At 39.2% G+C, this 24,989-nt stretch carries 26 protein-coding genes and 2 rRNA genes (1 of these 28 running past the window's edge); 1 reads left to right on the top strand and 27 read right to left on the bottom strand.

The features are described from left to right. Positions 1-54 precede the first annotated feature (54 nt). From pth to metG, 15 genes are all read right to left on the bottom strand, one after another. On the bottom strand, positions 55-618 hold the full coding sequence (pth, locus tag F7984_RS00280; protein WP_066103158.1) for an aminoacyl-tRNA hydrolase: 564 nt from the start codon (positions 616-618) through the stop codon (positions 55-57). Positions 619-833: 215 nt separating this feature from the next. Continuing rightward, complete coding sequence (locus F7984_RS00275; RefSeq protein ID WP_151675498.1) at positions 834-1,445, bottom strand: 50S ribosomal protein L25/general stress protein Ctc; 612 nt, start codon at positions 1,443-1,445, stop codon at positions 834-836. A 142-nt stretch (positions 1,446-1,587) separates the two neighbouring features. Further along, entirely contained in the window at positions 1,588-2,541 is a 954-nt protein-coding gene (locus tag F7984_RS00270; RefSeq protein WP_066103164.1) for a ribose-phosphate diphosphokinase, read from the bottom strand. 15 nt (positions 2,542-2,556) lie between these two features. Next, positions 2,557-3,930 (bottom strand): bifunctional UDP-N-acetylglucosamine diphosphorylase/glucosamine-1-phosphate N-acetyltransferase GlmU, encoded by a 1,374-nt coding sequence (glmU, locus tag F7984_RS00265; protein ID WP_066103167.1) that lies wholly within the window; start codon positions 3,928-3,930, stop codon positions 2,557-2,559. Positions 3,931-4,134: 204 nt separating this feature from the next. Next, entirely contained in the window at positions 4,135-4,428 is a 294-nt protein-coding gene (spoVG, locus tag F7984_RS00260; protein WP_066103170.1) for a septation regulator SpoVG, read from the bottom strand. Between the two features lie 168 nt (positions 4,429-4,596). Continuing rightward, positions 4,597-5,418 carry a pur operon repressor gene (purR, locus tag F7984_RS00255; RefSeq protein WP_066103173.1) on the bottom strand — a complete coding sequence of 274 codons (822 nt, stop codon included), beginning with the start codon at positions 5,416-5,418 and terminating at the stop codon, positions 4,597-4,599. A gap of 53 nt (positions 5,419-5,471) precedes the next feature. Further along, positions 5,472-6,341: a 4-(cytidine 5'-diphospho)-2-C-methyl-D-erythritol kinase gene (gene ispE / locus F7984_RS00250; RefSeq protein ID WP_066103175.1), complete on the bottom strand. Its 870-nt coding sequence runs from the start codon at positions 6,339-6,341 to the stop codon at positions 5,472-5,474. Positions 6,342-6,529: 188 nt separating this feature from the next. Then, entirely contained in the window at positions 6,530-6,685 is a 156-nt protein-coding gene (locus F7984_RS00245; protein ID WP_066103234.1) for a small, acid-soluble spore protein, alpha/beta type, read from the bottom strand. Positions 6,686-6,822: 137 nt separating this feature from the next. After that, the gene (veg, locus tag F7984_RS00240) at positions 6,823-7,080 is read right to left on the bottom strand and encodes a biofilm formation stimulator Veg (RefSeq protein ID WP_066103179.1); all 258 of its coding nucleotides are present in this window, start codon (positions 7,078-7,080) and stop codon (positions 6,823-6,825) included. Between the two features lie 483 nt (positions 7,081-7,563). Then, positions 7,564-8,460, bottom strand: a complete 897-nt coding sequence (gene yabG, locus F7984_RS00235; protein ID WP_151675497.1) for a sporulation peptidase YabG — start codon at positions 8,458-8,460, stop codon at positions 7,564-7,566. A 131-nt stretch (positions 8,461-8,591) separates the two neighbouring features. Further along, complete coding sequence (gene rsmA / locus F7984_RS00230; protein WP_066103185.1) at positions 8,592-9,473, bottom strand: 16S rRNA (adenine(1518)-N(6)/adenine(1519)-N(6))-dimethyltransferase RsmA; 882 nt, start codon at positions 9,471-9,473, stop codon at positions 8,592-8,594. Beyond that, positions 9,466-10,026: a ribonuclease M5 gene (gene rnmV, locus F7984_RS00225; protein ID WP_066103188.1), complete on the bottom strand. Its 561-nt coding sequence runs from the start codon at positions 10,024-10,026 to the stop codon at positions 9,466-9,468. The genes rsmA and rnmV overlap by 8 nt, the downstream gene beginning before the upstream one ends. Before the next feature lie 163 nt (positions 10,027-10,189). Beyond that, a complete protein-coding gene (locus F7984_RS19620; RefSeq protein WP_316246012.1) occupies positions 10,190-11,407 on the bottom strand; it encodes a resuscitation-promoting factor in 1,218 nt (405 codons plus the stop codon). Positions 11,408-11,580: 173 nt separating this feature from the next. After that, complete coding sequence (locus F7984_RS00215; RefSeq protein WP_066103192.1) at positions 11,581-12,348, bottom strand: TatD family hydrolase; 768 nt, start codon at positions 12,346-12,348, stop codon at positions 11,581-11,583. Positions 12,349-12,441: 93 nt separating this feature from the next. Continuing rightward, complete coding sequence (gene metG / locus F7984_RS00210; protein WP_066103195.1) at positions 12,442-14,409, bottom strand: methionine--tRNA ligase; 1,968 nt, start codon at positions 14,407-14,409, stop codon at positions 12,442-12,444. 503 nt (positions 14,410-14,912) lie between these two features. On the opposite strand from metG, the gene F7984_RS00205 reads away from it, so the two are divergent. Next, positions 14,913-15,203 carry a transition state genes transcriptional regulator AbrB gene (locus F7984_RS00205; protein WP_139063808.1) on the top strand — a complete coding sequence of 97 codons (291 nt, stop codon included), beginning with the start codon at positions 14,913-14,915 and terminating at the stop codon, positions 15,201-15,203. Positions 15,204-15,247: 44 nt separating this feature from the next. Here the strand turns inward: F7984_RS00205 and rsmI are convergent, their stop codons facing one another. From rsmI to F7984_RS00145, 12 genes are all read right to left on the bottom strand, one after another. After that, entirely contained in the window at positions 15,248-16,129 is an 882-nt protein-coding gene (rsmI, locus tag F7984_RS00200; protein WP_066103200.1) for a 16S rRNA (cytidine(1402)-2'-O)-methyltransferase, read from the bottom strand. Further along, on the bottom strand, positions 16,107-16,391 hold the full coding sequence (locus F7984_RS00195) for a GIY-YIG nuclease family protein (protein WP_066103203.1): 285 nt from the start codon (positions 16,389-16,391) through the stop codon (positions 16,107-16,109). The genes rsmI and F7984_RS00195 overlap by 23 nt, the downstream gene beginning before the upstream one ends. Continuing rightward, a complete protein-coding gene (locus F7984_RS00190; RefSeq protein ID WP_413242780.1) occupies positions 16,378-17,115 on the bottom strand; it encodes a tRNA1(Val) (adenine(37)-N6)-methyltransferase in 738 nt (245 codons plus the stop codon). The genes F7984_RS00195 and F7984_RS00190 overlap by 14 nt, the downstream gene beginning before the upstream one ends. A gap of 85 nt (positions 17,116-17,200) precedes the next feature. After that, complete coding sequence (gene yabA / locus F7984_RS00185; RefSeq protein ID WP_066103206.1) at positions 17,201-17,557, bottom strand: DNA replication initiation control protein YabA; 357 nt, start codon at positions 17,555-17,557, stop codon at positions 17,201-17,203. Positions 17,558-17,574: 17 nt separating this feature from the next. Next, positions 17,575-18,402 (bottom strand): PSP1 domain-containing protein, encoded by an 828-nt coding sequence (locus F7984_RS00180; RefSeq protein WP_066103211.1) that lies wholly within the window; start codon positions 18,400-18,402, stop codon positions 17,575-17,577. Next, positions 18,395-19,399, bottom strand: a complete 1,005-nt coding sequence (gene holB / locus F7984_RS00175; protein WP_066103216.1) for a DNA polymerase III subunit delta' — start codon at positions 19,397-19,399, stop codon at positions 18,395-18,397. Before holB ends, F7984_RS00180 begins: the two co-directional genes overlap by 8 nt. A gap of 37 nt (positions 19,400-19,436) precedes the next feature. Then, positions 19,437-19,766, bottom strand: coding sequence for a cyclic-di-AMP receptor (locus F7984_RS00170; protein WP_066103220.1), 330 nt, complete (start codon positions 19,764-19,766; stop codon positions 19,437-19,439). A 133-nt stretch (positions 19,767-19,899) separates the two neighbouring features. After that, the gene (gene tmk, locus F7984_RS00165; protein WP_148631348.1) at positions 19,900-20,580 is read right to left on the bottom strand and encodes a dTMP kinase; all 681 of its coding nucleotides are present in this window, start codon (positions 20,578-20,580) and stop codon (positions 19,900-19,902) included. 7 nt (positions 20,581-20,587) lie between these two features. Beyond that, positions 20,588-22,036, bottom strand: coding sequence for an aminotransferase class I/II-fold pyridoxal phosphate-dependent enzyme (locus F7984_RS00160; RefSeq protein WP_225983636.1), 1,449 nt, complete (start codon positions 22,034-22,036; stop codon positions 20,588-20,590). 98 nt (positions 22,037-22,134) lie between these two features. Next, positions 22,135-22,344 carry a sigma factor G inhibitor Gin gene (locus F7984_RS00155; RefSeq protein ID WP_066103225.1) on the bottom strand — a complete coding sequence of 70 codons (210 nt, stop codon included), beginning with the start codon at positions 22,342-22,344 and terminating at the stop codon, positions 22,135-22,137. A gap of 610 nt (positions 22,345-22,954) precedes the next feature. Then, positions 22,955-23,071, bottom strand: a 5S ribosomal RNA gene (gene rrf, locus F7984_RS00150). Positions 23,072-23,141: 70 nt separating this feature from the next. Beyond that, a 23S ribosomal RNA gene (locus F7984_RS00145) occupies positions 23,142-24,989 on the bottom strand (it continues 1,088 nt past the right edge of the window).

Genomic DNA, 24,989 nt, shown 5'->3' with positions numbered 1-24,989 from the left:
CCGCTAGTATGCACCATTATCTTATTGTTTATTCAGTCTAGTGGATGGATATGATTATTGCCCATTAAATGAGTTCATTACCTTTAAAAATGGCTCATTAAGCCATTGATCGCAGACTTTTAAGGATTTATCAATTGCCTCCTTCATGATTTCCCATTCATCATCCTTGAAATTGGTTAAAACGTAATCGGGTACAGGAATTCTTCCTTCCGGCCTGCCAATTCCAACTCTTATACGGTTAAAACTATCTCCGCCCAAATGCTGGATGGTTGATTTCATCCCATTATGACCGCCGGCGCTTCCCTTTTGTCTGAGTCGAACTTTACCCCTTGGTAAATCAAGATCATCATAGATGACTGCAATATCATCCAGACCTATTTTATAAAAACGGGCTAACGGAGCAATGGCTTCCCCCGAAAGATTCATATATGTCAATGGCTTTAATAAAACGACCTTTTCTCCATTAACGGTTCCTGTTCCATATAAGCCATTATATTTACTTTGATTCATTTTAATATTCCAGCGTTCAGCCAAATAATCAATGATTAAAAACCCGATATTATGACGTGTTCGCTCATACTGTGATCCTGGGTTTCCAAGACCTACAATCAACTTCATACCTTTACACATCCTTGTGAATATCAAACTAATTAGTTTCCTCTTAACATTTTATACTGTTTCATCCTCAAAGGAAAATAAGGATAACAAAAATTTGTGATTTTTTTAGCATGTCCTCTTCTCTTTTTTGTCATGATAAAAAAGGCTGCTGAGAAACGACAGTTCTCAACAACCTTCTTAATTCACGACCTATATTGCTCTATCTTAGTTTAATCTTAGTCTTCTTTATTATCTGTTGTCTCGGCACTTTCCTTTTCTTCAGCATCATCATCCGTATCAACTGTAGGAGGAAGGATAGATGCAACGACTTCATCTTCATCCTGTGAAATGGTATAAGAACCTTCAACATTTAAATCAGCGATGATAATGGAATCGCCAATTTTTAATTCAGAAACATCATATTCGATTGAGCTTGGAATATCATCAGGCTTAGAGGATACTGTTACTGTGTGCAGAGTTTGTTGCAGCATACCTCCGGATTTCACTCCTTCTGCCTGTCCAACAAGATCAATTCGCACCTCTACATCCATTTCCTGCGACATATTCACGATTAAAAAGTCAGCGTGCACAATATTCCCTTTTATAGGATCTTGTTGATACTCTGTAAGCATTACCTTTTCCTTACTTCCATTTATCTCAAGCGATAGTACGCCATTGCGTCCACTTTCTTTAATCGCCTTTAAAAAACTACTTTCTTCTACAAATATTGTCTTCGCTTCTTTTTCCTTCCCATATACAACTGCAGGGAAATTACCTTCTGATCTTAATTTTCTTAAAGATGAGTTTTTCAAATCTGTTCGTTCACTTACTGTTAAATTTGTAACCATTTTGCTTCACCATCCTAATCTATTTTAAATATCACCCTTTCATATTCCCTAATCTCCCGAACTTGAAACAATTCACTTATCACTATGGGTAAGTTACATTGAATGATAACTAAAAGAAGTCTGCCTTATGGCAGACTTCTGATCAATCGAATAATGTACTTACTGATTGTTCCTCATGAACACGGATAATTGCCTCTCCAATTAAAGAAGCCACTGATAGATTTACGATCTTATCAATTCTTTTTTCTTCTGGTAGTGCAATGGTGTTTGTAACAGCCAGTTCTTTAATTTTGGAGCTTTGAATTCTTTCAATTGCCGGACCTGATAGTACTGGATGTGTACAGCAGGCATATACTTCTTTTGCTCCATTTGCAATCAACGCATTGGCAGCGAGTGTAATCGTACCGGCAGTATCAATAATATCATCAATTAAGATAGCTGTTTTTCCTTCAATGTTGCCAACAATATTCATTACTTCTGCAACATTTGGTCTTGGACGGCGTTTATCAATAATAGCAATAGGTGCTTTTAAGCGATCAGCCATTTTACGGGCTCTTGTTACTCCGCCATGATCCGGAGATACAATAACGATATCCTCCAAATTCTTCTGTTGGAAATAATCCGCAAGAATTGGCACACCCATTAAGTGATCAATCAGAATATCAAAGAATCCTTGAATTTGAGGAGCATGAAGATCAAGTGTAATGACACGTGATGCCCCTGCTGTTTCCAATAAATTAGCTACAAGCTTGGCTGTAATAGGTTCACGTGCTCTTGCTTTTCTATCTTGACGCGCGTAACCATAATAAGGCATAACAATATTAATGGTCTTAGCAGACGCTCTTTTCAGCGCATCAATCATAATTAGCAGCTCCATTAGATGTTCATTTACAGGCTGGCTTGTTGATTGAATGACATAAACATCACATCCGCGAATACTTTCTTCAATATTGATTTGTACTTCACCATCGCTAAATTGCGACACTGTGCATTTTCCTAATTCAACGCCAATCTCTTTAGCAATTTCTTCTGCTAATCCGGGATTCGAATTAAGAGAAAAAACCTTTAAATTAGGATCTAAATATCGATTTGACATTATGGGCCTCCAAGACTATTTTTTAAGATTTAACTTGCCTACATAATTTTCTTTGTTTACCTGACGTGCACGGGCAACTGATAATGCCTCACCTGGAACATCTTTCGTAATCGTTGAACCAGCGGCAACATATGCTCCCTTGCCTACAGTTACAGGAGCAACCAGGTTCGAGTTACAACCGATAAAAGCTCCGTCTTCAATCGTAGTCAGGAATTTATTTTTACCATCATAATTTACCGTGATGCTTCCGCATCCAACATTTACACCTTCTCCAACAATTGCATCTCCTAAGTAACTTAAATGAGATGCCTTGCTTCCTTTACCAAAGGTGGTTTTTTTGATTTCAACAAAGTTCCCAATTTTAACATCGTCCATAATATTGGATTGAGGACGAATGTGGGCGAAAGGTCCTATTTGAACCTCAGATCCAATTTGGCTATCATGTGCAACCGATTGGCGAATAACCGTATTATCTCCGATATTACAATTTTCGATTTCCGTATTCGGCCCTATTTTACAGCCGCTTCCTATTACTGTATGACCAGTAATAGTCGTACCTGGATATATATATGAGTCCGTTCCTATTTGTACATCCTTATGGATATATGTGTTTTCTGGATCTACAATAGTGACTCCATTACGCATATGCTGTTCATTAATACGACGCTTCATATATGTTTCTGCCTGAGACAGTGCTACTCGATCATTAATACCTAGCGTTTCTGCAAAATCAGGTGTCTCATATGCAGAAATAATTTCTCCCTGTTTCTTTAGTATCTCAATAACATCCGGTAAATAGTATTCACCCTGTGCATTATGATTAGAAACATTCTTTAAGCAATCAAATAAGAGCTTATTATCAAAACAGTAAGTGCCAGTGTTAATCTCTTCAATAAGCAATTCTTCTTCAGTTGCATCTTTATGTTCTACAATTTTCTCAACCAAGCCCTCTTTGTTTCGCACGATACGACCATAACCAGCAGGATTGGTTGTTCGTGCCGTGAGGATTGTAGCTTTTGCTTTTTGCTCAGCATGCAGATTTAATAATGCATCTAACGTTTCTGCTGTAATAAGAGGTGTATCTCCGCAAATCACAAGAGTTGTGCCTTCTTCACTACCAAGTAGGTCCTGTGCTTGCATAACCGCATGGGCAGTTCCTAATTGTTCTGCTTGCAGTGCATATTCAGTCTTGTCCTTTAAGACTGACTTAACCTCTTCAGCGCCATGACCAATAATCGTTACAATTTTCTCCGCCTTAATGGATGATACGTTATCTATAACATGTTCTACCATCGGCTTGCCGCATACGGGATGTAATACTTTATATAAGCTGGATTTCATTCTCGTCCCTTTTCCCGCAGCTAGTATTACAGCATTTCGGTTCGTCATGATTGCCCTCCGTTTACCTTTTTATCCATTACGAATATACCTTAACTCCATGTTCTTTTCAAGAAGTGGAGTCAAAACCATGAATTAATTTATAAATTTGTGAAGAGAAATGCACTGGAGAGTATTAGAGGAATTTGTGAAGAAAAATAAAAAAGAGCCTCTCAGATGGTCGGCTCTAGATGTTGATTTTAAATTTTCTATCTATTAAGATGCTCCTGCTCCTTCTAACTCTACCTCTTCCATTTCACCAATACGGTGATACTCGGCAAGAACAGCTTCCTGGATTTTACCGCGCGTTCCAGAATTGATTGGATGAGCGATATCACGGAACTCTCCATCTGGTGTGCGTTTGCTTGGCATTGCCACAAACAGGCCATTATTCCCATCTATAACTCGAATATCATGAACAACAAATTCATTATCCAAAGTAATGGATGCAATCGCCCTCATTCTACCATCTGTATTGACGCGGCGTAATCTTACGTCAGTCACTTCCATCTATGTCACCACCTTTTATAATGCGAATTACTAAACTATTTCCACAAAAATTATGATATTCCTTCTTTTTTTTGAAAAATATAGAAATAATTGTGAAATTTTTTAATAACTGAATATAATCGCAGTATAAAAGGCACTGAACATCCAATCGGTTATGCCGATTACTTCCTACTTAGATCGGAAGAAATTACCTTTATTTACCTTAATTGTTTTATCCTTCATATTTACATCCGTCAATTTAATCAAAGATAGGTACTCATCGACAAGACGCTCCTCAGAATTTTCAGCTTCAACTAACACAGCAATCCCTGCTACATTTGCATCAAATTCCTCAATTAAGTTAATCATACCGTTTACGGTTCCGCCGGCTTTCATGAAGTCATCCACAATCAAAACCTTCGAATCCCTTTTAAGACTTTTCTTCGACAAGACCATTGTTTGAATTCTTTTATTTGAGCCTGACACATAATTAATGCTTAATGTCGGGCCTTCTGTTACTAATGAATCTCTTCTGACAATAACCACCGGAACATTTAAATAGTGAGCTACTGAATATGCTAAAGGAATACCTTTTGTTGCTACTGTCATAACAACGTCAATATTTTGGTTTGCATAATGTGAGGCAATTAGTTTTCCTACGTTACCAATTATTTTTGGCTGACCCAAAATATCCGTCATATAAAGGTAGCCGCCTGGTAACAGCCTTTCCGGTGTCTCCATCAAAGCACATAAATCCTTGATGATTTGGTCAGATTCCTCCATACTCACGCCAATAATATACTTTACTCCGCCTGCCGCTCCAGGGACAGTAACCAACGTTCCATTCCCCATTGCTTCCAAGGTCTGTTTAATAATCACGAGATCCTCACTGATAGAAGATTTCGCAGATTGATATCTTTCTGAGAAAAAGGATAGTGGAATAAGGGTGGAGGGATGATCCATCAAATAGGTTGTCATATCTACAAGACGTTCACTTCTGCGCAATTTCATTTTTACCCCCAGAACACGAATATTTTATTATGATTTTATATTAATGTCCGTGCTTATTCAATATCCAGCCTGTTTCCAAGCAGGCGAACTGCATAAACATGTTCACAAAAACCCATTAACCCATTATAAATCCTTTGCATACGTGAATCATGTTCAACCAAGCCAAATACTGTAGGTCCGCTTCCACTCATTAACACAGCGTCAGCTCCGAACCTGCTCATTTGTTCCTTAATCATTTTCACTTCAGGATACATTTTTAACGTTACACTCTCTAAAACGTTTCCCATACTTTGACACATAGCCTCATAATTTTGATTATATATAGACTCTACCATTGAATTTATATTAGGGTGTGCCAATTCATTTATCTTCAAATTACGATAGACATCTGCTGTAGATACCCCTATTGTCGGCTTCGCCAAAACTACCCAGCAGTTTGGAGGTGCTGGCAAATGCTCAATTCTTTCTCCCCTGCCTCTTGCGATTGCTGTACCACCATGCACACAAAATGATACATCTGATCCTATCTCAGCTCCAAGCTCTGCAAGCTGGTCCATAGAAAGGCCAAGGTTCCAAATGCGGTTTAACCCTCTTAATGTTGCTGCAGCATCACTGCTGCCACCTGCAAGACCTGCTGCCACAGGGATATGTTTATCAATGGTTATTTCAATACCTGTATTAATCTCGTATTTCTTTTTCAATAATGCTGCTGCCTGATAAGCTAAATTCCGACTATCATCCGGCACATAGCGGTTATGCGAGTTAATTTTTATGGTATTGTTATTTAGTTCCATCAGTTCGATCCGATCTGCTAAATCGACATTCGTCATAACCATTTCAACTTCATGGAAGCCATCTTCCCTTTTATATAAAACATCCAGTGCCAAGTTAATCTTAGCAGGTGCTTTCTCCATCCATTTCATTCTGTTCACCTACTTATCCTTTTGTTACCTTCTCACATTGTACATTTTCGTAACACCAATCGCCACTATTCGTATAAATTTTTCTCTTTAATTTGTGGCGAACAAGAAAACCCCAGGATATAAATCCCTGGGGTTTAATTGCCGTACCGAACAAGTATTAGTTTTCGGAAAGTCGAATGTCACAGCATTTATGATCGATTGGCTAATTGCTGCTCTGCTATTTCAATTGCCCTTTTCACCATATTCCCTGCATCAACGGCTCTAATTCCGCCCCATCCTTCTTTCTGCACTACATCCCAGAAACCAAGTTCCTTAGCAAGCTCTTCTTTAAACTTTTCAGACATCATACTTCTTCTGCCCAAGTTTAACAGCTCCTTTTTATCGGTACGACCTTTATATCATTTATCTAAAACTAAATTTCATAACAGCCAATATATTCATGTAGGCAAATAAAAAAGCAGAGAACTATTGTTCACTGCCGTTACGCCATTTTTCCTGATGTCTCTTCAGTAAATGTTAATTCTACCGTTTCTGTTAATACATCTGCATAGCTGTATGAAACTCTTTCAAAAGAGTTCTCATCCTGATCTAATTCGACAACGAATACTGAGGGATAAGTTTCAGCTAATACACCTGAACGTTCGATAGTTTTTCTTCTACCGCCATTCGCTTTGAGTAGCAACTTCTGTCCCAAATGGGAATCCAAAATCTGTTTAATATCATTCAAACTTTTTGGCATGCTTCGTCCACCTCACTAAAAGTAGTATATCACATAGACTAATGACGGTCAAATAAAATAATAAATTATATCAGTGATCAAATTTGTTTGTCAATGTTTTTCACAAGAAAAATGCCGTTTTTTTCTCTCTTTTATTCTACCCTATTCGACAGATAGATATGTATGTAAATTCCAATTACATTATGTTTAAGATTATAGAGGGGATAAATGATTTATTTTGTTGAATAAAACTATCTTGGAGAGCCACTTCTACAAAACATTCTACCCTTCACTAAACACGAGTCAGCGGAATCAATTTAGCAGGGATCAATACTGACTTTATCCCTTTATCTGGTGAATATAAAAAAAGCACCGATCATTAACCATCGGTACTTTTGGCATTAGCAATCATTCTGTTAAGAATCTGCTTATAAATAGTACTAATTCAAGAGTTGAGAGATAGGTAAGAACCTTTTAAAAAACCATATGATATGGGTTAGACAATCAGTCATCTGTTTCAAGCTTTTCCTTCGCCTCGTTTGTATGATAAGGCATTCCGATTCTAAGAACACCCTTCGATTCAACTCCTCCAAGCCCTTTCTCACCCGTTAAAGTATTACGAAGAACCTCCCATACATTCACATGATCCATAAAAGGCGTAAGACTTATCTTTCCAACAATATAAACCGGATCTAATGCATGGATATTCACACGGGAAGGAGAACTGGCAAAATTAGCACCAGCAACGATTAATGATTCAAAATGAGATTGGCAAGCACCTGCAAAGATAACTAAATGGTCCAAATGGTGAATTTTTTTCCTAGCCTCCTTGACGGCCATTACGAAGTCCTTTGAATGCCTATATGCATTTATATCATTAATGGCTCCTTTAGACTTCGAATAGGAATCATGGCCTGTGATGACAAGGATATCAGGCCTGTATTGATCCAATAATTCTCCAACCTTATAAGGCATTTCACGCTCCTTACAATGTTCTCCGTGTACAGGAATTCCAATGCGCTTATAAAGGGTCAGGCATTTCTCCAAATAACTAGGATCTCCATCAAGATGCAGCACCTTTCCAGGGATTTGAAAATAATCAATAGGCTGTCGGTACCCATCTGTGACTTCATATTCTTTTTTATGACGCAATCGCTCAAATTCCTGTGATATAAGATGATTTGATTGATTCACCAAAGTATCTGTATACATATTTCTTGTAGCTCTCTCATCTTCGCCTATTACTTTTAGATCCGAGAGGGGTGCATCTGCTTCCAAACGTATATCTTCACCAAATATGATCGCAATTTTTCCGCCATCATGCTCCAAAATATCTATAACACGAAAATAGATATCGCAATCATACGATTTCCGACCAACTATATCATTAACCTTTATCATGAAAGCCTCACTCCATATTATGTCACTGCAACTAATCAATGGATTCAACATAGGCTATGCAGATCAAGGGTCAGATGTGAAGACAGAAAAAAGCCAGATCAACTTGAACTGGCTTTTTTTGCTTTATATATTTATTTAAAATGAGGTTTAAGAGCATTACTCAAATCGGCAAACTCTTGCAGAGATAATGTCTCTCCTCTTCTAATCGGATCTATACCCGCAGCTTCCAGCCCTTGGAGAATCAGTTCCTTTCTTGCTTTTCCATCAGGAAGCTGGGAAACTAAGTTATTTAAAATCGTTTTTCTTCTTTGAGCAAAACTTGCCCTCGTAATTTCAAAAAAGAAACCTTCGTCTTCAACCTCTACAGCCGGTTTATCTCTGACCTTTAGATGGATAACAGCAGAATCTACATTAGGCTGCGGCACAAATACCGTTTTCGGTACAATCATGGCTACTGCAGCTGTTGTGTAATACTGGACTGCAATCGACAATGACCCATATTCTTTCGTTCCTGGAGCTGCTGCCATACGATCAGCAACTTCTTTTTGAAGCATAACCGTTATGCTTTCAAGGGGCAGACGTTCTTCAAGTAGTTTCATGATAATCGGCGTAGTAACGTAATATGGCAAGTTCGCTACAATATGAAGATCATCTACCTGACCAGTAAACTCCTCCTTAATCACTTTTGCTACGTCTGCTTTCAGTATATCCTCGTGAATAACTTGGATATTATCATAAGCTGAAAGAGTATCTTTTAAGATCGGCAAAAGGCGTTGATCTATTTCAAAGGCTACAACTTTCTTACAGTTCTTTGCTAATTGTTCTGTCAACGCGCCAATACCCGGCCCAATTTCTATTGCTCCGCTCTCTGAGTGAACACCCGAATGGTGAACAATATTTCGTAGTATGTTTGTATCAATTAAGAAGTTCTGGCCAAGACTCTTCTTAAAGGAGAATCCATATTTATCCAGTATTTCTCTTGTTTTAATTGGGGTTGCAATATCTTTATTCATTTATTTCCACTCCATTTATATGTTCGATTGCCTTCATGAACTCTTCCTTTGAGATTCCAAACATCTTCAATCTTGTATATAGCTGTTTGCCATTTGCATAGCCGATATTCAGATATCGACCTAACTTTTCCCGTCTCTCAGCGGAACCTGGACCGCCAACTAAACCAAATAAGACCAAATCATCCTTACTGATTACTTCTTTTAATTCCGAATCCATTAGTTTCGCATTTTTTAATGCATCTCTGATGGCTTCATCAGACGCATGTTCAACACCCAGCCCACGCCCTGACTTATGGATAGCCAAGTGCTTTGGCAGAAACGCATGCTGGCATCCGGGTACTTCCTGTGAAATGATTTGTCTTATTCTCTCTCCCGGAAAGTCAGGATCAGTAAAAACAATCACTCCCCTGACCTTTTGCGCCAAGCGAATTTTATTTAATGTTTCCTGATTAATAGCTGAACCATTCGTTTCTATTGTATCAGCATTTAAAGCGCGTTTGATGGCCGTGGTGTCGTCTTTTCCTTCAACGACAATAATTTCTTTGATTTTCATTTTCCCTCCAAAAAATTTTATCTAAAATTTGTAATTTACAATTGATATATTTGTGTTATTTTTGTAATATTAATGTAATATTAATTTATTTACGGTTAACCCTGCCTATTATAACGTAAAAAAACAGCGGATACGAAATCCACTGTATAAATTACCGTAATATTTAACGAATAACTTTTATTTTGACCTTTTTTACACCCCAGTTATGGGCTTCGGCAGATGTAGGAACATAGACGTCAATTTTATTCCCATTTATGGCGCCACCTGTATCTCCTGCAACTGCATAACCATAGCCTTCTACATATACTCTTGAGCCAAGCGGTATTAGGTTAGGGTCAACAGCGATAACCTTTTTGTTCGGATTTGCACGCAGGTCAATGCCAACTGCAGTTTTACCCGAACAGCCATCACAGTCAACGGTATAGGCAGTAGCCGTAACATAATATTCATCACTATCACTAGCCTTTTGCACGTTCTTTTTTACATTAGACATTGGCTTTGCTATAGGTAGTTTTTGTTTTGTCCCAACGGAGATTACCTGATCAGTTTTTTCCTTAATAACATTTTCTGAAATCAGCTTTTTGGACACAACTTTCCCATTTTCTTTAATAAGCTCATATTTCTTACTTATGAGACCGTTAACGCCTTCAGTGGTTACTTTCTGTTTTCCTGAGGTTAATGCGGGATCATTTCGCTTGATAGTCTCATATGCAATCGGTTCTTCCACTACTTCCGTATCTTTTTCAACTCGTGTAATAGACAAGGATGCTTTCTTACTAAGCTGCTCGTTTATCCCAGGTTCAACACGGTCCAAATCACCAATATGTATATTGGCAGTATCTAAAAAGTCCTTCACAGGGGTCGAGACTGTCCATAGTATTTTTTCATTCTCACCATCAATTACGGTAACAGGAAAAGCCTTCTCAATATGTATGATCATACCGGCTTCTATCTTGTCATTCATATCATGGGACAGGAAATCCTCGTTCCTTAGCTGTATATTTTCCTCTTTTAAAACATCTTCAACTGTCTTCGCAGTCGTAGCAAAGCTCTGCTCTTTGTCATCTATTATGACCTTTATATCAACAGCAGGCTCCCACACAATGTGTAAATCATCTTTTATTTTAGTCGTTTCAGGTATACTGAGATAGTCCTTCGAATCTACTAATATGTCATGTTCTTCAAGTAATTCACTTATGGTATCAGCATGGGTTTTTACCTTTTGCTTTTCTCCATCCAGGCTCAGTGCCACTGTCTTCTTTGTTCCTTCAAAAAATAAAACTCCGGAAGCTAATAGAAATACAGCGATACTAGTCATCATTAATATTACCTTTGGCGTTTGCCGCGGCCTGGAAAATAGGTTTTTCATGTATTTATTCACGAAAAAATTACCCCCTTTTCACTGAATGCATTATATAAATATATAAATAGGCTTGTCAAATAATACCGCTCTCATGCTTATTAGAGTAAGGATTGTCTCGAAGCAGTTAATGACATCCAATCTACCTATCCATATACGTATATTTTCATCCAATAAAATGGGGGAATCTGTCTTTAAATCAATTTAAAAAGTGTTTTGGCATTACTCATTGTTGCTTCAGCAACTTCCTCATAAGAAACTTCTTTCAACCTTGCTATTTCCTCAGCAACAAGTTTGACATAGCCTGGTTCATTTCGTTTCCCTCTAAACGGGTGAGGTGCTAAATAAGGACAATCGGTTTCAATCAATAATCTTTCCAACGGCACGGCCTTTGCAACCTCTTTGGGTTTAACTGCATTTTTGAATGTAACCGGTCCGCCTAAAGAAATATAAAAATTCATGTCTAAGCATACCTGTGCCGTTTCCACACTGCCGCTAAAGCAATGCATAATTCCGCCAACTTCTTCTGCATGCTCTTCCTTAAGGATCTCTACTACGTCCTCTGTAGCATCCCTGTTATGAATGATGATAGGAAGCTTAAGTTTTTTAGCAAGACGAATCTGACGGCGGAATACATCCTTTTGGATATCCTTCGGTGATTTGTCCCAATGATAGTCTAAGCCTATTTCTCCAATTGCCACCACTTTTGGATGCTTGGTCAGCTCCTCAATCCATTCAAGATATTCATCAGTTAGATCGATTGCATCTACCGGATGCCAACCAATCGCTGCATACATAAAGTCATAAGTTTCTATTAACTCCATTGCTCGTTTAATAGTCTTCTCATCAAAACCAACAACGATAACCCGCTCTACTCCATTCGCTTTGGCTCGACTGATAACTTCTTCCAAATCATTATCAAATTGCTCATCATTTAAATGCACATGTGTATCAAATAACAATGTTAGCACTCCTTTACCATTTGCCTAGAATACCTCTCTATACCCAAAACAATAGGGATGTTTCACATGTAACATCCCTACGTTCAAAATCAATTATTTAACCTGTGCCCCATTTGGTAGGGATTCCGCAATTGAGGCCAACGCTAATTGACCATCAAGACTACCAGCTAAAATCATCCCTTGAGATAGTACACCGCGAAGTTTAACCGGTTTTAAATTCGTTACGCAAATAACCTTCTTACCAGTCAATTCTTCTGGTTTGTAATGCTCCGCAATGCCAGAAACAACCTGACGCTGCTCATATCCAAGATCTAATTGAAGTTTTAACAGTTTGTCTGCTTTTGGCACGGGCTCAGCCTTTATTACTTGAGCTACTCTGAGCTCCACCTTTTTGAAATCATCAATCGTAATCTCTTCTACCTCTGTAGGTTGTTCGATTTCCTTTTTCGCTTCTTGGACCGGTGCAGCTGGTGCCGTGCTTTGCATCGCTTCCTTAATATAAGTAACTTCTTCCTCCATATCCAGGCGAGGGAAGATAGGCTGTCCTTTTTTAACAGTTGAATTTTCAGAGATCAATCCGAACTCTTTCAAGCTATCCCAGCTTTGTAATAAAGGATCCTGACAATCCAATTGTTCAAATATTTTTTCAGGAGTTACAGTTAGGAACGGCTTCAGCATGATAGCAACTCTTCTTAAGGATTCTGCTAAATGAACCATTACAGATGCCAACTCGTCAACTTTAGCTTCATCTTTCGCTAAGGCCCATGGTTGAGTTTCATCAATGTATTTATTTGTGCGGCTTACCAATTGCCATATAGTAGACAACGCAACAGAGAATTGCATATCATCCATTGCCTCTTCATATTTTACTACCGTTTCCTTATTAGCCTGCAGCAGCTGCTGATCAAATTCACGCTCTGACCCTTTATAAGCTGGTATTTTTCCTTCAAAGTACTTATTAATCATTGCAACAGTTCTGTTCAATAAGTTTCCAAGGTCATTGGCTAAATCAAAGTTAATTCTTTCAACGAAGCCTTCTGGAGTAAATACGCCATCCGCTCCGAATGGAACCTCACGCAATAAGTAATAACGAAGGGCATCCAAACCATATCGATCTATGAGCGTTACAGGATCTACAACATTCCCTTTAGATTTAGACATTTTGCCGTCTTTCATTAATAGCCAGCCATGTGCAAATACTTTTTTAGGAAGAGGTAGATCAAGTGCCATTAACATGATTGGCCAGTAAATAGTATGGAAACGAACGATTTCCTTACCAACCAAATGGACATCTGCCGGCCAATAATTCATGTACTTGGAGTCATCATCAGTACCGTAACCTAAAGCCGTAATATAATTAGATAATGCATCAATCCAAACATAGATAACATGCTTAGGATCACCCGGCACCTTTATGCCCCAGTCAAAAGTTGTTCTGGAAACAGCTAAATCCTCTAAACCAGGCTTTAAGAAGTTGTTAATCATCTCATTTTTGCGTGACTCCGGTTGAATGAACTCAGGGTTCTCTTCGTAAAACTTTAATAATCGGTCAGCATATTTACTCATTTTAAAGAAGTAGGATTCTTCTTTTACCTTTTCAACTGGACGTCCACAATCAGGACAATTGCCCTCTTCTACCTGACGATCTGTGAAAAATGATTCACATGGAGTGCAATACCAGCCTTCATATTGATCAAGATAAATATCGCCCTGATCAAGCAAGCGTTTAAAAATCTTCTCAACAACCTTCTTATGTCTTTCTTCAGTGGTTCTAATGAAATCATCATAAGAAATATCAAGCTTGTTCCATAGTATTTTGATGTCTCTGATCATACCATCAACATATTCCTGCGGGCTGATTCCTTTTTCTTCTGCCTTTTGCTGAATCTTTTGCCCATGTTCATCTGTACCAGTTAGGTACATAACATCATATCCACGCATTCTCTTATAACGAGCCATTGCATCTCCTGCAACTGTCGTATATGCATGTCCAATATGAAGATTTCCACTTGGATAGTAAATTGGGGTAGTAATATAAAAAGTATTTAATTTTTCCTTCATCTTTTCCACTCCTTAAAGGCCTTGCAATAAAGTACGTAAGATTTGCTTATAAATACATTACATAATAGTACATTATAAAGGAATTTTAATTATTTTTATACATATGAACCCGGGGCGCTTTTGGAAAATTTTATTACACTTATATATTGAAATCTTTTTCACAAATAATTATTGTAGACAAGATGTATTAATTATATGAATATATTTAATTTTGTAATAAAATTACAAATATGCGCAAAATATATTTGATTTATTTTGAATCTTTTATAATTTATTGTCAATTTGTCCATGTAAATGATTCATTTAATGTATATTTATGTAAATTTATATCGTTTTTTTACTGTTTTTTTCATAAAACCTCACTAAATATGGAATAAACTACTATTATTATGCAATCCAAAAACATTGACGGTTTTGGGAATGCTTGGTATTATGAAAACATCCTTAAATTTTGTCGAATAATGACGAATTTTATTAAAAAAATATTTTACTATGAGAGGAGTATTTTTATGAAATCCACAGGTATTGTACGTAAAGTAGATGAGCTTGGACGGGTGGTAATTCCAATTGAGCTTCGTCGTACTTTAGGAATCGCAGAAAAAGATGCTTTAGAAATTTATGTTGACGATGAAAAAATTATTCTAAAAAAATATAAGCCGAATATGACTTGCCAAGTTACAGGTGAAGTATCCGACAACAACTTCACACTTGCTGACGGTAAATTAATCCTTAGCCGTGAAGGAGCAGAACAGCTTCTTAAAGAGATTCAAGAAAACTTGGTTGTAAACAACTAATCAAAAAGCTTCCCTTTCGGGGAGCTTTTTGATTAGCTTTTAATTTAATTCTCTTCAACATGATAAGCCTGATAGATTTCTCTTTTTTGAAGACCCCTATCTTTCGCAACCTTTTTTATCGCTTCATTCGGTTTAAGGTTCTCAGATTCAATATAAAAATCGACGTGCTCTTTCAATTCCATCTCTGTCCACCAGGCTGTTCCTAGATCATCTAACTCTTCCCTATCTGACCCCTCGGTTATGATCACAAATTCACCGCGTATTTCATGTTCATTAGCCCATTGTATAATCTCAGACATTGTCCCTCGAATATATTCCTCAAACTTTTTTGTCAGCTCTCTTGCCAATACTATTTTTCGATTTCCAAAATACTCATACATTATCGTAAGTGTTTCCTTTAAACGATGAGGAGATTCATAGAAGATTATGGTCGAATCCTTTATTTTTAATCGCTCCAGTTCTTTCTTCTTTTCTTTACGGCTTCGGTTTAGAAATCCATAGAAATAAAATGGCTGCGGGACTATACCTGAAGCAATCAGTGCCGTTAGTGCCGCATTTGCACCAGGCAATGATACGACCTTTATGTCCTCCTCTATGCAGGACTGGACTAACTCATAGCCAGGATCTGAAATAGCAGGCATTCCGGCATCGCTTACGAGGGCAATTTGTTTTCCACTTTTCATTTTCTCAATCAAGGATTCCCCGCTCTGATTCATATTGTGCTCGTGATAACTGACTAACGGTGTCTGAATATCAAAGTGATTGCACAGTTTTTTTGTATTCCTTGTATCCTCTGCCGCAATTAAATCTGCCTGCTTGAGGATATTTATTGTGCGAAATGTCATATCATCTAAATTACCGATTGGTGTTGGTACTAAATAGAGAACTGCTTCATTCTCTTTTTCAAAGCTTTTTTGGGCCTTCATTATCTGTTCCTCCCATTTGTACGATCCTTTCCTTGGCGCCCCTGCTTAGCTGTTTAAAGCGATACTCAGCCTGCATAGCCTCTGTCTTTGTCTGATACTCCTCGACATAGCGAAGCACCACAGGCCTTCTCCCTCGTGTATATTTGGCACCTTTCCCATCATTATGTGTATTCACTCTCTTATTTACATCATTTGTATACCCAGCATAATAACTGCCGTCCGCACATTCAAGTACATAAAAATAGTGATTATTCTTGTCCATTGGTGATGGTTCTCAATTCTTTGGTATACTCATTATTTTCATCATACACAATTAATGGTGGCAATAATTTTAAATCAGGATTTCCGCCTTTTATTCCTTCAATCAGGATTGTATTTGCCTCTTTATTTGCCTTTGGATACACAAATTGAAGACGTTTTGGTTCTAATCTATACTTTCTCATTAACGTTACAATATCAAGCAGCCTACCGGGTCTATGAACAAAGGCCGCTTTACCGCCGTTCTTTAAAAGCTGGCTGCTCACTCTGATTACATCCTCCAATGTACATTTAATTTCATGCCTGGCTATGGCAAAATGTTCATTTTCATTTTGAATTTCCTTCGCTGGTGTCAAAAAATAGGGTGGATTACAGGTGACAACATCATATTTATCATGGCCGAGAATTGGAATAATTTTATTTAAATCCTCATGGTACATTTCAATTCTATCATCCAGCTTATTGTAGCCTATACTTCTAACGGCCATATCATATAGTCGCTCCTGAATCTCCACTCCGTATATACGCCCCTTGGTGCGTGTACTGAGCAAGAGTGGAATGACACCATTTCCAGAACATAAATCAACCAAATTCCCTTTTTGAATGGGAACATATACAAATTTAGATAATAAAACAGCATCCAATGAAAAAGAAAAGACACTCGGGCTTTGAATAATCCTAAGTGGCTCTCCCAATAAATAATCCAGACGCTCATCATCCTTTAATATATACACTCTACAATCCGCTCCTACCTATATACAGTAAAAAATCAATTATAAAAATAGTCTTTCCTATCGATAGGAAAGACTATCTTTATTTCTTATTTAAAAATGAAAGACAAAACAGGCAATCCCCATCTTTACGTGGACTTCCAAAGTGCAGATTACAAATATGGAAACCTTCTTGATATAGTCTCGCTAAATTATCGTAGCCCTCTCCGACATCCATTAGCTTATTGCCTTTTTTTGCTTGCTTTTTCTGAGAAACCGCAGGCTTTGTCTTTTCTAAATCCAGCAAGCGACGCCTTACATTTTCGTTTTCTAACTTGAGGGAATTATTTTCTTCCAATATTTCTGCGAGATGTTCTTTTAAATCTCCAAGTTGCTTATACAAATCTCCAATTTGAGCTTCCATACTGCTAACCGAATCGAAAATTTCCTTTTTATTCATCAACACCCACCACCTTATTAATCTGTGGCTTGAATCGAGAAGGTGCCTTCCTCCATCATCTCATCCAGCGTATATTCAACTACTCGTTCCTTACCCTGCAATTCTATTTGCATGATTTTTTCAAGAATGTTAAGACCGATTACTTTACCGCGACCAACCGGTGTAACCACGTACTCTCCCAAATCTGGAAGCTGCTCTTTTGCGCTCTCATATTCATCATTCTCATATTTTAAACAGCACATCAAACGCCCGCATAGACCTGAGATTTTCGTGGGATTCAATGATAAGTTTTGGTCTTTAGCCATTTTAATGGAGACCGGTTCAAAGTCCCCAAGAAATGTAGAACAACATAACATCCTGCCGCAAGGTCCAATGCCTCCAAGCATTTTTGCCTCATCCCTGACACCAATCTGTCTTAATTCAATACGTGTTCGGAAAATAGCTGCCAGATCTTTAACCAGCTCACGAAAATCAACTCGTCCATCTGCTGTGAAATAAAAAATCACCTTATTACGATCAAAAGTATATTCAACATCTACAAGCTTCATTTCCAAACGATGCTCAACCACTTTTTCGCTGCATACTTGAAATGCCTGTTCAGCGATTTGTTTATTTTCGTCCACAATCAGCCGGTCTTTTTCATCAGCTATTCGAATAACTTTTTTCAGGGGCAGAACTACATCATTTTCCCCAACCTGCTTTCTGGGTATAACAGCTTTTCCAAACTCTACTCCGCGTACTGTCTCAACTATGATGTATTCATCCTTGGCTATTTCCAAATCACCTGGGTCAAAATAATATATTTTACCCGCCTTTTTAAAGCGGACTCCTACAACATCATACAAGTGTAAACCCCTCCTGAAGGTTAAGCACAAGCTGCTCCATTAACAGCTGTGGGTTTATATTAGCCGAAATTTTTCGTTTTGACTCTAATATTTGATTCATTTGATACGCCAATTTTTTGGGGGAATGTTGAATGGCCAATTGGCGAAGCCTTTCCTCCATATCTTTGTATACAATCTCTTCCGGCTTATCCAGCTGTATATAAAGGAGATCACGATATATATTCAATAGGAGCATTAAGCCTATTTCTGTCTGTTCTCTTTCTTTAAAATGCGAAAGCCAACTCTCCTGAATGACCATAATACCATCCACAGGATTTTTCATTGCTTCAAATAATTTTACCACTATTTTTTGGGCTTGTGCAAACCACTCATCCTCATTTAACGACAAACCTTCATCGACACTGTTCGTCAAACTCGCAATCAAGGGAGCCTTCGTGACAGGTACTCCTGCCTGTATTAACTGCTTACTTAATTCCTTTGGATTTAACGGCATAAAGGATAACGTTTGGCAACGGGATAGGATGGTTGAAAGCATGCGGTGAATTTGATCTGTAAGCAAAATAATTGTTGTCCCTGCATGAGGTTCTTCTAAAAATTTCAATAAACTATTGGCCGCAGAAGCAGTCATTTTATGTGCATGCGTAATAATGTAAACTTTTTGTGATGACTCAACTGCCTTCTTTTGAAATTCCTCATGAAGCAATCGAATTTGTTCCTTTTTTATCGATAAACCATCCGGTTCAATAACATGGACATCCGCATGGTTTTTATGGTCAATTTTTTTACAATTTGTACATTCCTCACAGGGAAGAAAACCGTCTTCTCGGTTATGGCAAAATAAAGATTTAGCCAGAAGAATACTTGTATCCTTTTTACCGGTACCACGCTCTCCTTCAAAAAGATAAGCATGGGCCACACGATTCTTCATTAGGCTATTCTTGAGCATCATTGATACTCTTGGTTGTTGATTGGCTAATTGATCCCACGTGTTAATCATGCTTATTTCCTCTCATCCTCACTGACTGTATAAATTGTTAAAATTGGTAAAACTTATCCACCGGCATTACAAAAACTGTTGCTCCTCCTACCTCGACCTCTACTGGATAAGGTACATAAGAGTCTGTATTACCACCCATTGGAGTAACTGGTGCTACAAGCTGCTCTCTGGATTTGCAGTTCTTCTTTATGATTTCAAGAGCCTTATTCACCCTTAATTCCTCAGTACCTATCAAAAAGGTAGTATTACCGGATTTTAAAAATCCTCCAGTTGTAGCCAACTTAGTTGCTCGGAAGTTATTGTCGACCAAATCACCTAATAATTTAGTACTATCTTTATCTTGTACTACTGCTATTATAAGTTTCATGGCTAAAACCTCCTATAAGGATTATAAAGAAAAAATGACGGTGCGTATTTAAGCTTTACTTATCCATTATACCAGTTATTCTGTAACCATAAAGCAATTCAAGTGATAAATATAAAACCTTAAAGCATTTGCCTTAAGGTCTCCTGTGAATATATGTCCGAATTTGTTGAAGAGTTTCTTGATAAACTTCTTCAAAGCTTTGATTTGCATCAATTACCTTTATTCTATCAGGTTCATTTTTTATTAATAGTTGATAGCCCTCATATACTTTTTGGTGGAAATTGAGCTTCTCAAGATCCAAACGATTTATTTCCCGACTTTTATGATTTTCAATTCTCTTCAAGCCAATTTCAGGATCAATCATAAAGAACAATGTAAGTTCTGGCATGGTATCCTGTATAGCAAAGCGATTGATCTCTCTGACTTCCTCTATCCCAAGACCTCTTGCATACCCCTGATAAGCCAATGAGCTATCTACAAACCGGTCACATAAGACAATACAGCCTTTATTTAATGCAGGTACCACCTTCTCCATAAGATGCTGTCTGCGCGCTGCTGCATATAACAGTGCTTCTGTCCTGGAATCCATTTCAGTATGATCAGGATTTAAGATGACCTGCCGGATTTGTTCTGCAATAGGAATTCCACCAGGTTCTCTTGTCAGTACAATTGAGTAGCCTTCCTTTTCAAGCTGCTCTCCCACTCTTGCTAGTACGGTCGTTTTCCCAGCCCCTTCAGGACCCTCTACCGTTATAAAAACTCCACGTTTCAAGGCAGTAACCTCCAATATTGTAACTACTAGATAGTATATCATATGTGACTTACACAAAGACCTCAATTTGTTGTTGCTTTAAATAAACTCCTCCTTGGATTTTAGCCCCCTGAGTTAGTAAGGATGTGCATTTCTGCACCATGTCATAGGTAATAATCTCTCCCTTTTGAATGAGCGGAATACCTGGAGGATATGGAACAATTGTTTCTGCTGAGATTTCTCCACATGCATGAGCAAGAGAAATTCTTTTCCGCGGCATTATATCCATTTCCTCATAGGATATTGCTAGGACACTCTCCATATGTTGTTGTTTATTTTTTAATGGGTTACTAGCCAGGCTTATTCGTGTTTGTTCTCCTGTAATCCAATTAATCCTTTCTAGCCTTTGTATAATATCATCAACAGAATATGGTTGACTTTTCTTTAATAAAGGCAGAACAAGCAGTACATGCAGCTCATCTGTGAGCTCTGAATAAATCCCTGCTTGCTCCATTAATTTTTGCAGCTCAAAGCCTGACATTCCGTTTTTATGATAGAGAACAAGCTTTAAAGGATCCTGAATATCGCTGTTTTCTGATTCGAAAATGCACAGTTCCTCATGCCTTCGTAAATATTGTTTAAAAGACTCAATTTGCTCTATTAAATATTCCTTATCCTTTTCTGAATAGCTCTCTAAATAAGCCCTCGCTAAATCTAGAGACATCATAATTGGATAAGATGGGCTGCTTGATTGCAGCATTCTTAAATACCCTTCCACACGCTCTTGGTTTACCAATTCACTGTTTATATGTAAATAGGAGCCCATTGTCATAGCAGGCAGGGTTTTGTGAGCTGAGTGAACAACTATATCTGCCCCCAAATTGACAGCAGATGGCGGAAAAGGAGCACCTGCCGCAAAGTGGGCACCATGCGCTTCATCAACTAAAACTAGAATACCCTTTTTATGAGCTCGCTTAATGATAGATGCCAGATCTACTCCCAACCCATAATAATTAGGATATGTAAGAATAATTGCTTTTACATCCAGATGATCATTCAAACTATTATAAATTGTTTCATATGGAACACCAATTGAAATATCAGATTCTATAACAGGCGTCAGAAATATTGGGTTAGCTTTAGCTAGTTTTAATCCATTCATCACAGATTTATGGCAATTCCTTTGTACAAGGACTTTATCTCCAGGCTCAATACTAGCCAAGATCATCGCAAGATTACCGACAGTTGTTCCATTCACAAGAAAGTAACTTTTTTTAGTCTGATAAAACTTCGCTAATAATGCTTCAGCCTCTTTAATACCCTCTTCTGGTTCATGCAAATCATCTAATCCTGCAAGTTCTGTCACATCCCATGACAGGACCGAACTAAAACTCCGAGGAGCCTCAATAGGCAGGACAACACCATTTTTATGGCCTGGAACATGCATGGATATGGACTTCTTATTTCGGTGTTTCTCCAGCATATCTAATATTGGTACTTTAATTATTTTTTCCGCCACTCATACACGCCTCCTTTTCCAACAAATAAAAAGGCTCCTTCCGGTTGAAGGGGCCAGCTGACTATATTATAAGGATGGAGTATAGCGGTATTCAAGTTTTATGAGTAAATACTGGAAATATTCATTTTCTTCAACTTCTCTACATGCTCATTATACAAAGGGTCATTTGTTTCTGTATGAATTAACACATCCTCACATTCCGAGCAAATAAAAATATTATATAGATGCATTCCCTTTTTTTTCGTCGATTCACAGATTGCACATTCTTCGTTAAGATGATCATTTGTTTCACGCTCGCAGTTGGCCATTTACTACACCTCCATACCTCTTAGTATCGCCCCCGGCCACAAACTGTATACAATATTTTAAATTTATATATTATTCTATGCCCACAAGTGAATTTCGTTGTATGTCTTTCAAAATGTCCAACATATAAATATCTTTGAGGAATAATTCATGTAGAAACCTTTGGAATTCACGGCTTAAATGTTGTAGCAAAATGCTGGGGTGTGTTCTTGAAATTGGCATAGCTCAACTATTCGTAGCTTTAATTACATAACCCCAGGAAAGGGGAATCATTAGTATTTGATAGATGGCTTCCTTTGTCTTTTTCGTATCTTTATTTCGGGGATAGGTGGGGAGCAGGTAGGTGATAGATCGGGCGTAGGTGCTTCATAGGTGGAGCATAACTGCTTTCTTCCACACTTCACCCACCTTCCCCCGAGTATAGATGTCCCATAGGTGTTGAATAGCGCAGCTTTTCTATAGCTTCCACAAGTCTTTAAGGTAGTATCCTTGACGAAAGATCCTTCCCGACTCCTCACCCATCCAGCTCTAACAAGTATCCAAAATCCTCCCTGGTCCCTATAAAAACAACACAAAAAAACCAGCTCATCAACTGAACTGGTTTCTTAAATTGCCCGGCAACGTCCTACTCTCACAGGGACTCGCGTCCCAACTACCATCGGCGCTGAAGAGCTTAACTTCCGTGTTCGGAATGGGAACGGGTGTGGCCTCTTCGCCATCATTACCGGACTATTTGGTTAGAAAGAAATCATTCCTTCAAAACTGGATAATGTAAGTTTGGCAAGTATGCTTGATTCATTTGGTTAAGTCCTCGAACGATTAGTATCCGTCAGCTCCATGTGTCACCACACTTCCACCTCGGACCTATCAACCTGATCATCTTTCAGGGTTCTTACTAGCTTGCGCTATGGGAAATCTCATCTCGAGGGGGGCTTCATGCTTAGATGCTTTCAGCACTTATCCCGTCCGCACGTAGCTACCCAGCTATGCTCTTGGCAGAACAACTGGTACACCAGCGGTGCGTCCATCCCGGTCCTCTCGTACTAAGGACAGCTCCTCTCAAATTTCCTGCGCCCACGACGGATAGGGACCGAACTGTCTCACGACGTTCTGAACCCAGCTCGCGTACCGCTTTAATGGGCGAACAGCCCAACCCTTGGGACCGACTACAGCCCCAGGATGCGATGAGCCGACATCGAGGTGCCAAACCTCCCCGTCGATGTGGACTCTTGGGGGAGATAAGCCTGTTATCCCCGGGGTAGCTTTTATCCGTTGAGCGATGGCCCTTCCATGCGGAACCACCGGATCACTAAGCCCGACTTTCGTCCCTGCTCGACTTGTAGGTCTCGCAGTCAAGCTCCCTTGTGCCTTTACACTCTGCGAATGATTTCCAACCATTCTGAGGGAACCTTTGGGCGCCTCCGTTACTCTTTAGGAGGCGACCGCCCCAGTCAAACTGCCCACCTGACACTGTCTCCCACCCCGATCAGGGGTGCGGGTTAGAATGTCAATACAGCCAGGGTAGTATCCCACCGATGCCTCCACCGAAGCTGGCGCTCCGGCTTCAAAGGCTCCTACCTATCCTGTACAAGCTGTACCAAAATTCAATATCAGGCTGCAGTAAAGCTCCACGGGGTCTTTCCGTCCTGTCGCGGGTAACCTGCATCTTCACAGGTACTATAATTTCACCGAGTCTCTCGTTGAGACAGTGCCCAGATCGTTACGCCTTTCGTGCGGGTCGGAACTTACCCGACAAGGAATTTCGCTACCTTAGGACCGTTATAGTTACGGCCGCCGTTTACTGGGGCTTCAATTCGCACCTTCGCTTGCGCTAAGCGCTCCTCTTAACCTTCCAGCACCGGGCAGGCGTCAGCCCCTATACTTCGCCTTGCGGCTTCGCAGAGACCTGTGTTTTTGCTAAACAGTCGCCTGGGCCTTTTCACTGCGGCTCTTCGAGGCTATAAACCTCTAATGAGCACCCCTTCTCCCGAAGTTACGGGGTCATTTTGCCGAGTTCCTTAACGAGAGTTCTCTCGATCACCTTAGGATTCTCTCCTCGCCTACCTGTGTCGGTTTGCGGTACGGGCACCTTCTTCCTCGCTAGAGGCTTTTCTTGGCAGTGTGGAATCAGGAACTTCGGTACTCTAGTTCCCTCGCCATCACAGCTCAGCCTTATGTGATGAGCGGATTTGCCTGCTCATCGGCCTAACTGCTTGGACGCGCATATCCAACAGCGCGCTTACCCTATCCTACTGCGTCCCCCCATCACTCAAATGGAAGAGAGGTGGTACAGGAATATCAACCTGTTGTCCATCGCCTACGCCTTTCGGCCTCGGCTTAGGTCCCGACTAACCCTGAGCGGACGAGCCTTCCTCAGGAAACCTTAGGCATTCGGTGGAAGGGATTCTCACCCTTCTTTCGCTACTCATACCGGCATTCTCACTTCTAAGCGCTCCACATGTCCTTCCGGTCATGCTTCACAGCCCTTAGAACGCTCTCCTACCACGCATACCATACGGTATGCATCCACAGCTTCGGTGATACGTTTAGCCCCGGTACATTTTCGGCGCAGAGTCACTCGACCAGTGAGCTATTACGCACTCTTTAAATGGTGGCTGCTTCTAAGCCAACATCCTGGTTGTCTGGG

This window comes from Pradoshia sp. D12 (assembly GCF_008935075.1).
Taxonomy (GTDB): Bacteria; Bacillota; Bacilli; order Bacillales; family Pradoshiaceae; genus Pradoshia.
The sequence above is the reverse complement of the archived record's forward strand: the minus strand, read 5'-3'. Positions and strand labels throughout refer to the sequence as shown.

What these genes read in the sequence shown, in the direction of transcription:
- holB (WP_066103216.1), bottom strand. Translation starts at nt 19,399, where the DNA reads ATGATTAACACGTGGGATCAATTAGCCAATCAACAACCAAGAGTATCA.
- tmk (WP_148631348.1), bottom strand. Translation starts at nt 20,580, where the DNA reads ATGATATACTATCTAGTAGTTACAATATTGGAGGTTACTGCCTTGAAA.
- glmU (WP_066103167.1), bottom strand. Translation starts at nt 3,930, where the DNA reads ATGACGAACCGAAATGCTGTAATACTAGCTGCGGGAAAAGGGACGAGA.
- spoVG (WP_066103170.1), bottom strand. Translation starts at nt 4,428, where the DNA reads ATGGAAGTGACTGACGTAAGATTACGCCGCGTCAATACAGATGGTAGA.
- veg (WP_066103179.1), bottom strand. Translation starts at nt 7,080, where the DNA reads ATGCCAAAAAGTTTGAATGATATTAAACAGATTTTGGATTCCCATTTG.
- purR (WP_066103173.1), bottom strand. Translation starts at nt 5,418, where the DNA reads ATGAAATTGCGCAGAAGTGAACGTCTTGTAGATATGACAACCTATTTG.
- F7984_RS00170 (WP_066103220.1), bottom strand. Translation starts at nt 19,766, where the DNA reads ATGAAACTTATAATAGCAGTAGTACAAGATAAAGATAGTACTAAATTA.
- rsmI (WP_066103200.1), bottom strand. Translation starts at nt 16,129, where the DNA reads ATGAAGGCCCAAAAAAGCTTTGAAAAAGAGAATGAAGCAGTTCTCTAT.
- yabG (WP_151675497.1), bottom strand. Translation starts at nt 8,460, where the DNA reads ATGATAAAGGTTAATGATATAGTTGGTCGGAAATCGTATGATTGCGAT.
- ispE (WP_066103175.1), bottom strand. Translation starts at nt 6,341, where the DNA reads ATGAAATGGATGGAGAAAGCACCTGCTAAGATTAACTTGGCACTGGAT.
- rsmA (WP_066103185.1), bottom strand. Translation starts at nt 9,473, where the DNA reads ATGAATAAAGATATTGCAACCCCAATTAAAACAAGAGAAATACTGGAT.
- metG (WP_066103195.1), bottom strand. Translation starts at nt 14,409, where the DNA reads ATGAAGGAAAAATTAAATACTTTTTATATTACTACCCCAATTTACTAT.
- F7984_RS00245 (WP_066103234.1), bottom strand. Translation starts at nt 6,685, where the DNA reads ATGTCTGAAAAGTTTAAAGAAGAGCTTGCTAAGGAACTTGGTTTCTGG.
- F7984_RS00270 (WP_066103164.1), bottom strand. Translation starts at nt 2,541, where the DNA reads ATGTCAAATCGATATTTAGATCCTAATTTAAAGGTTTTTTCTCTTAAT.
- pth (WP_066103158.1), bottom strand. Translation starts at nt 618, where the DNA reads ATGAAGTTGATTGTAGGTCTTGGAAACCCAGGATCACAGTATGAGCGA.
- F7984_RS00195 (WP_066103203.1), bottom strand. Translation starts at nt 16,391, where the DNA reads ATGGACAAGAATAATCACTATTTTTATGTACTTGAATGTGCGGACGGC.
- F7984_RS00155 (WP_066103225.1), bottom strand. Translation starts at nt 22,344, where the DNA reads ATGGCCAACTGCGAGCGTGAAACAAATGATCATCTTAACGAAGAATGT.
- rnmV (WP_066103188.1), bottom strand. Translation starts at nt 10,026, where the DNA reads ATGAAAATCAAAGAAATTATTGTCGTTGAAGGAAAAGACGACACCACG.
- F7984_RS00275 (WP_151675498.1), bottom strand. Translation starts at nt 1,445, where the DNA reads ATGGTTACAAATTTAACAGTAAGTGAACGAACAGATTTGAAAAACTCA.
- yabA (WP_066103206.1), bottom strand. Translation starts at nt 17,557, where the DNA reads ATGAATAAAAAGGAAATTTTCGATTCGGTTAGCAGTATGGAAGCTCAA.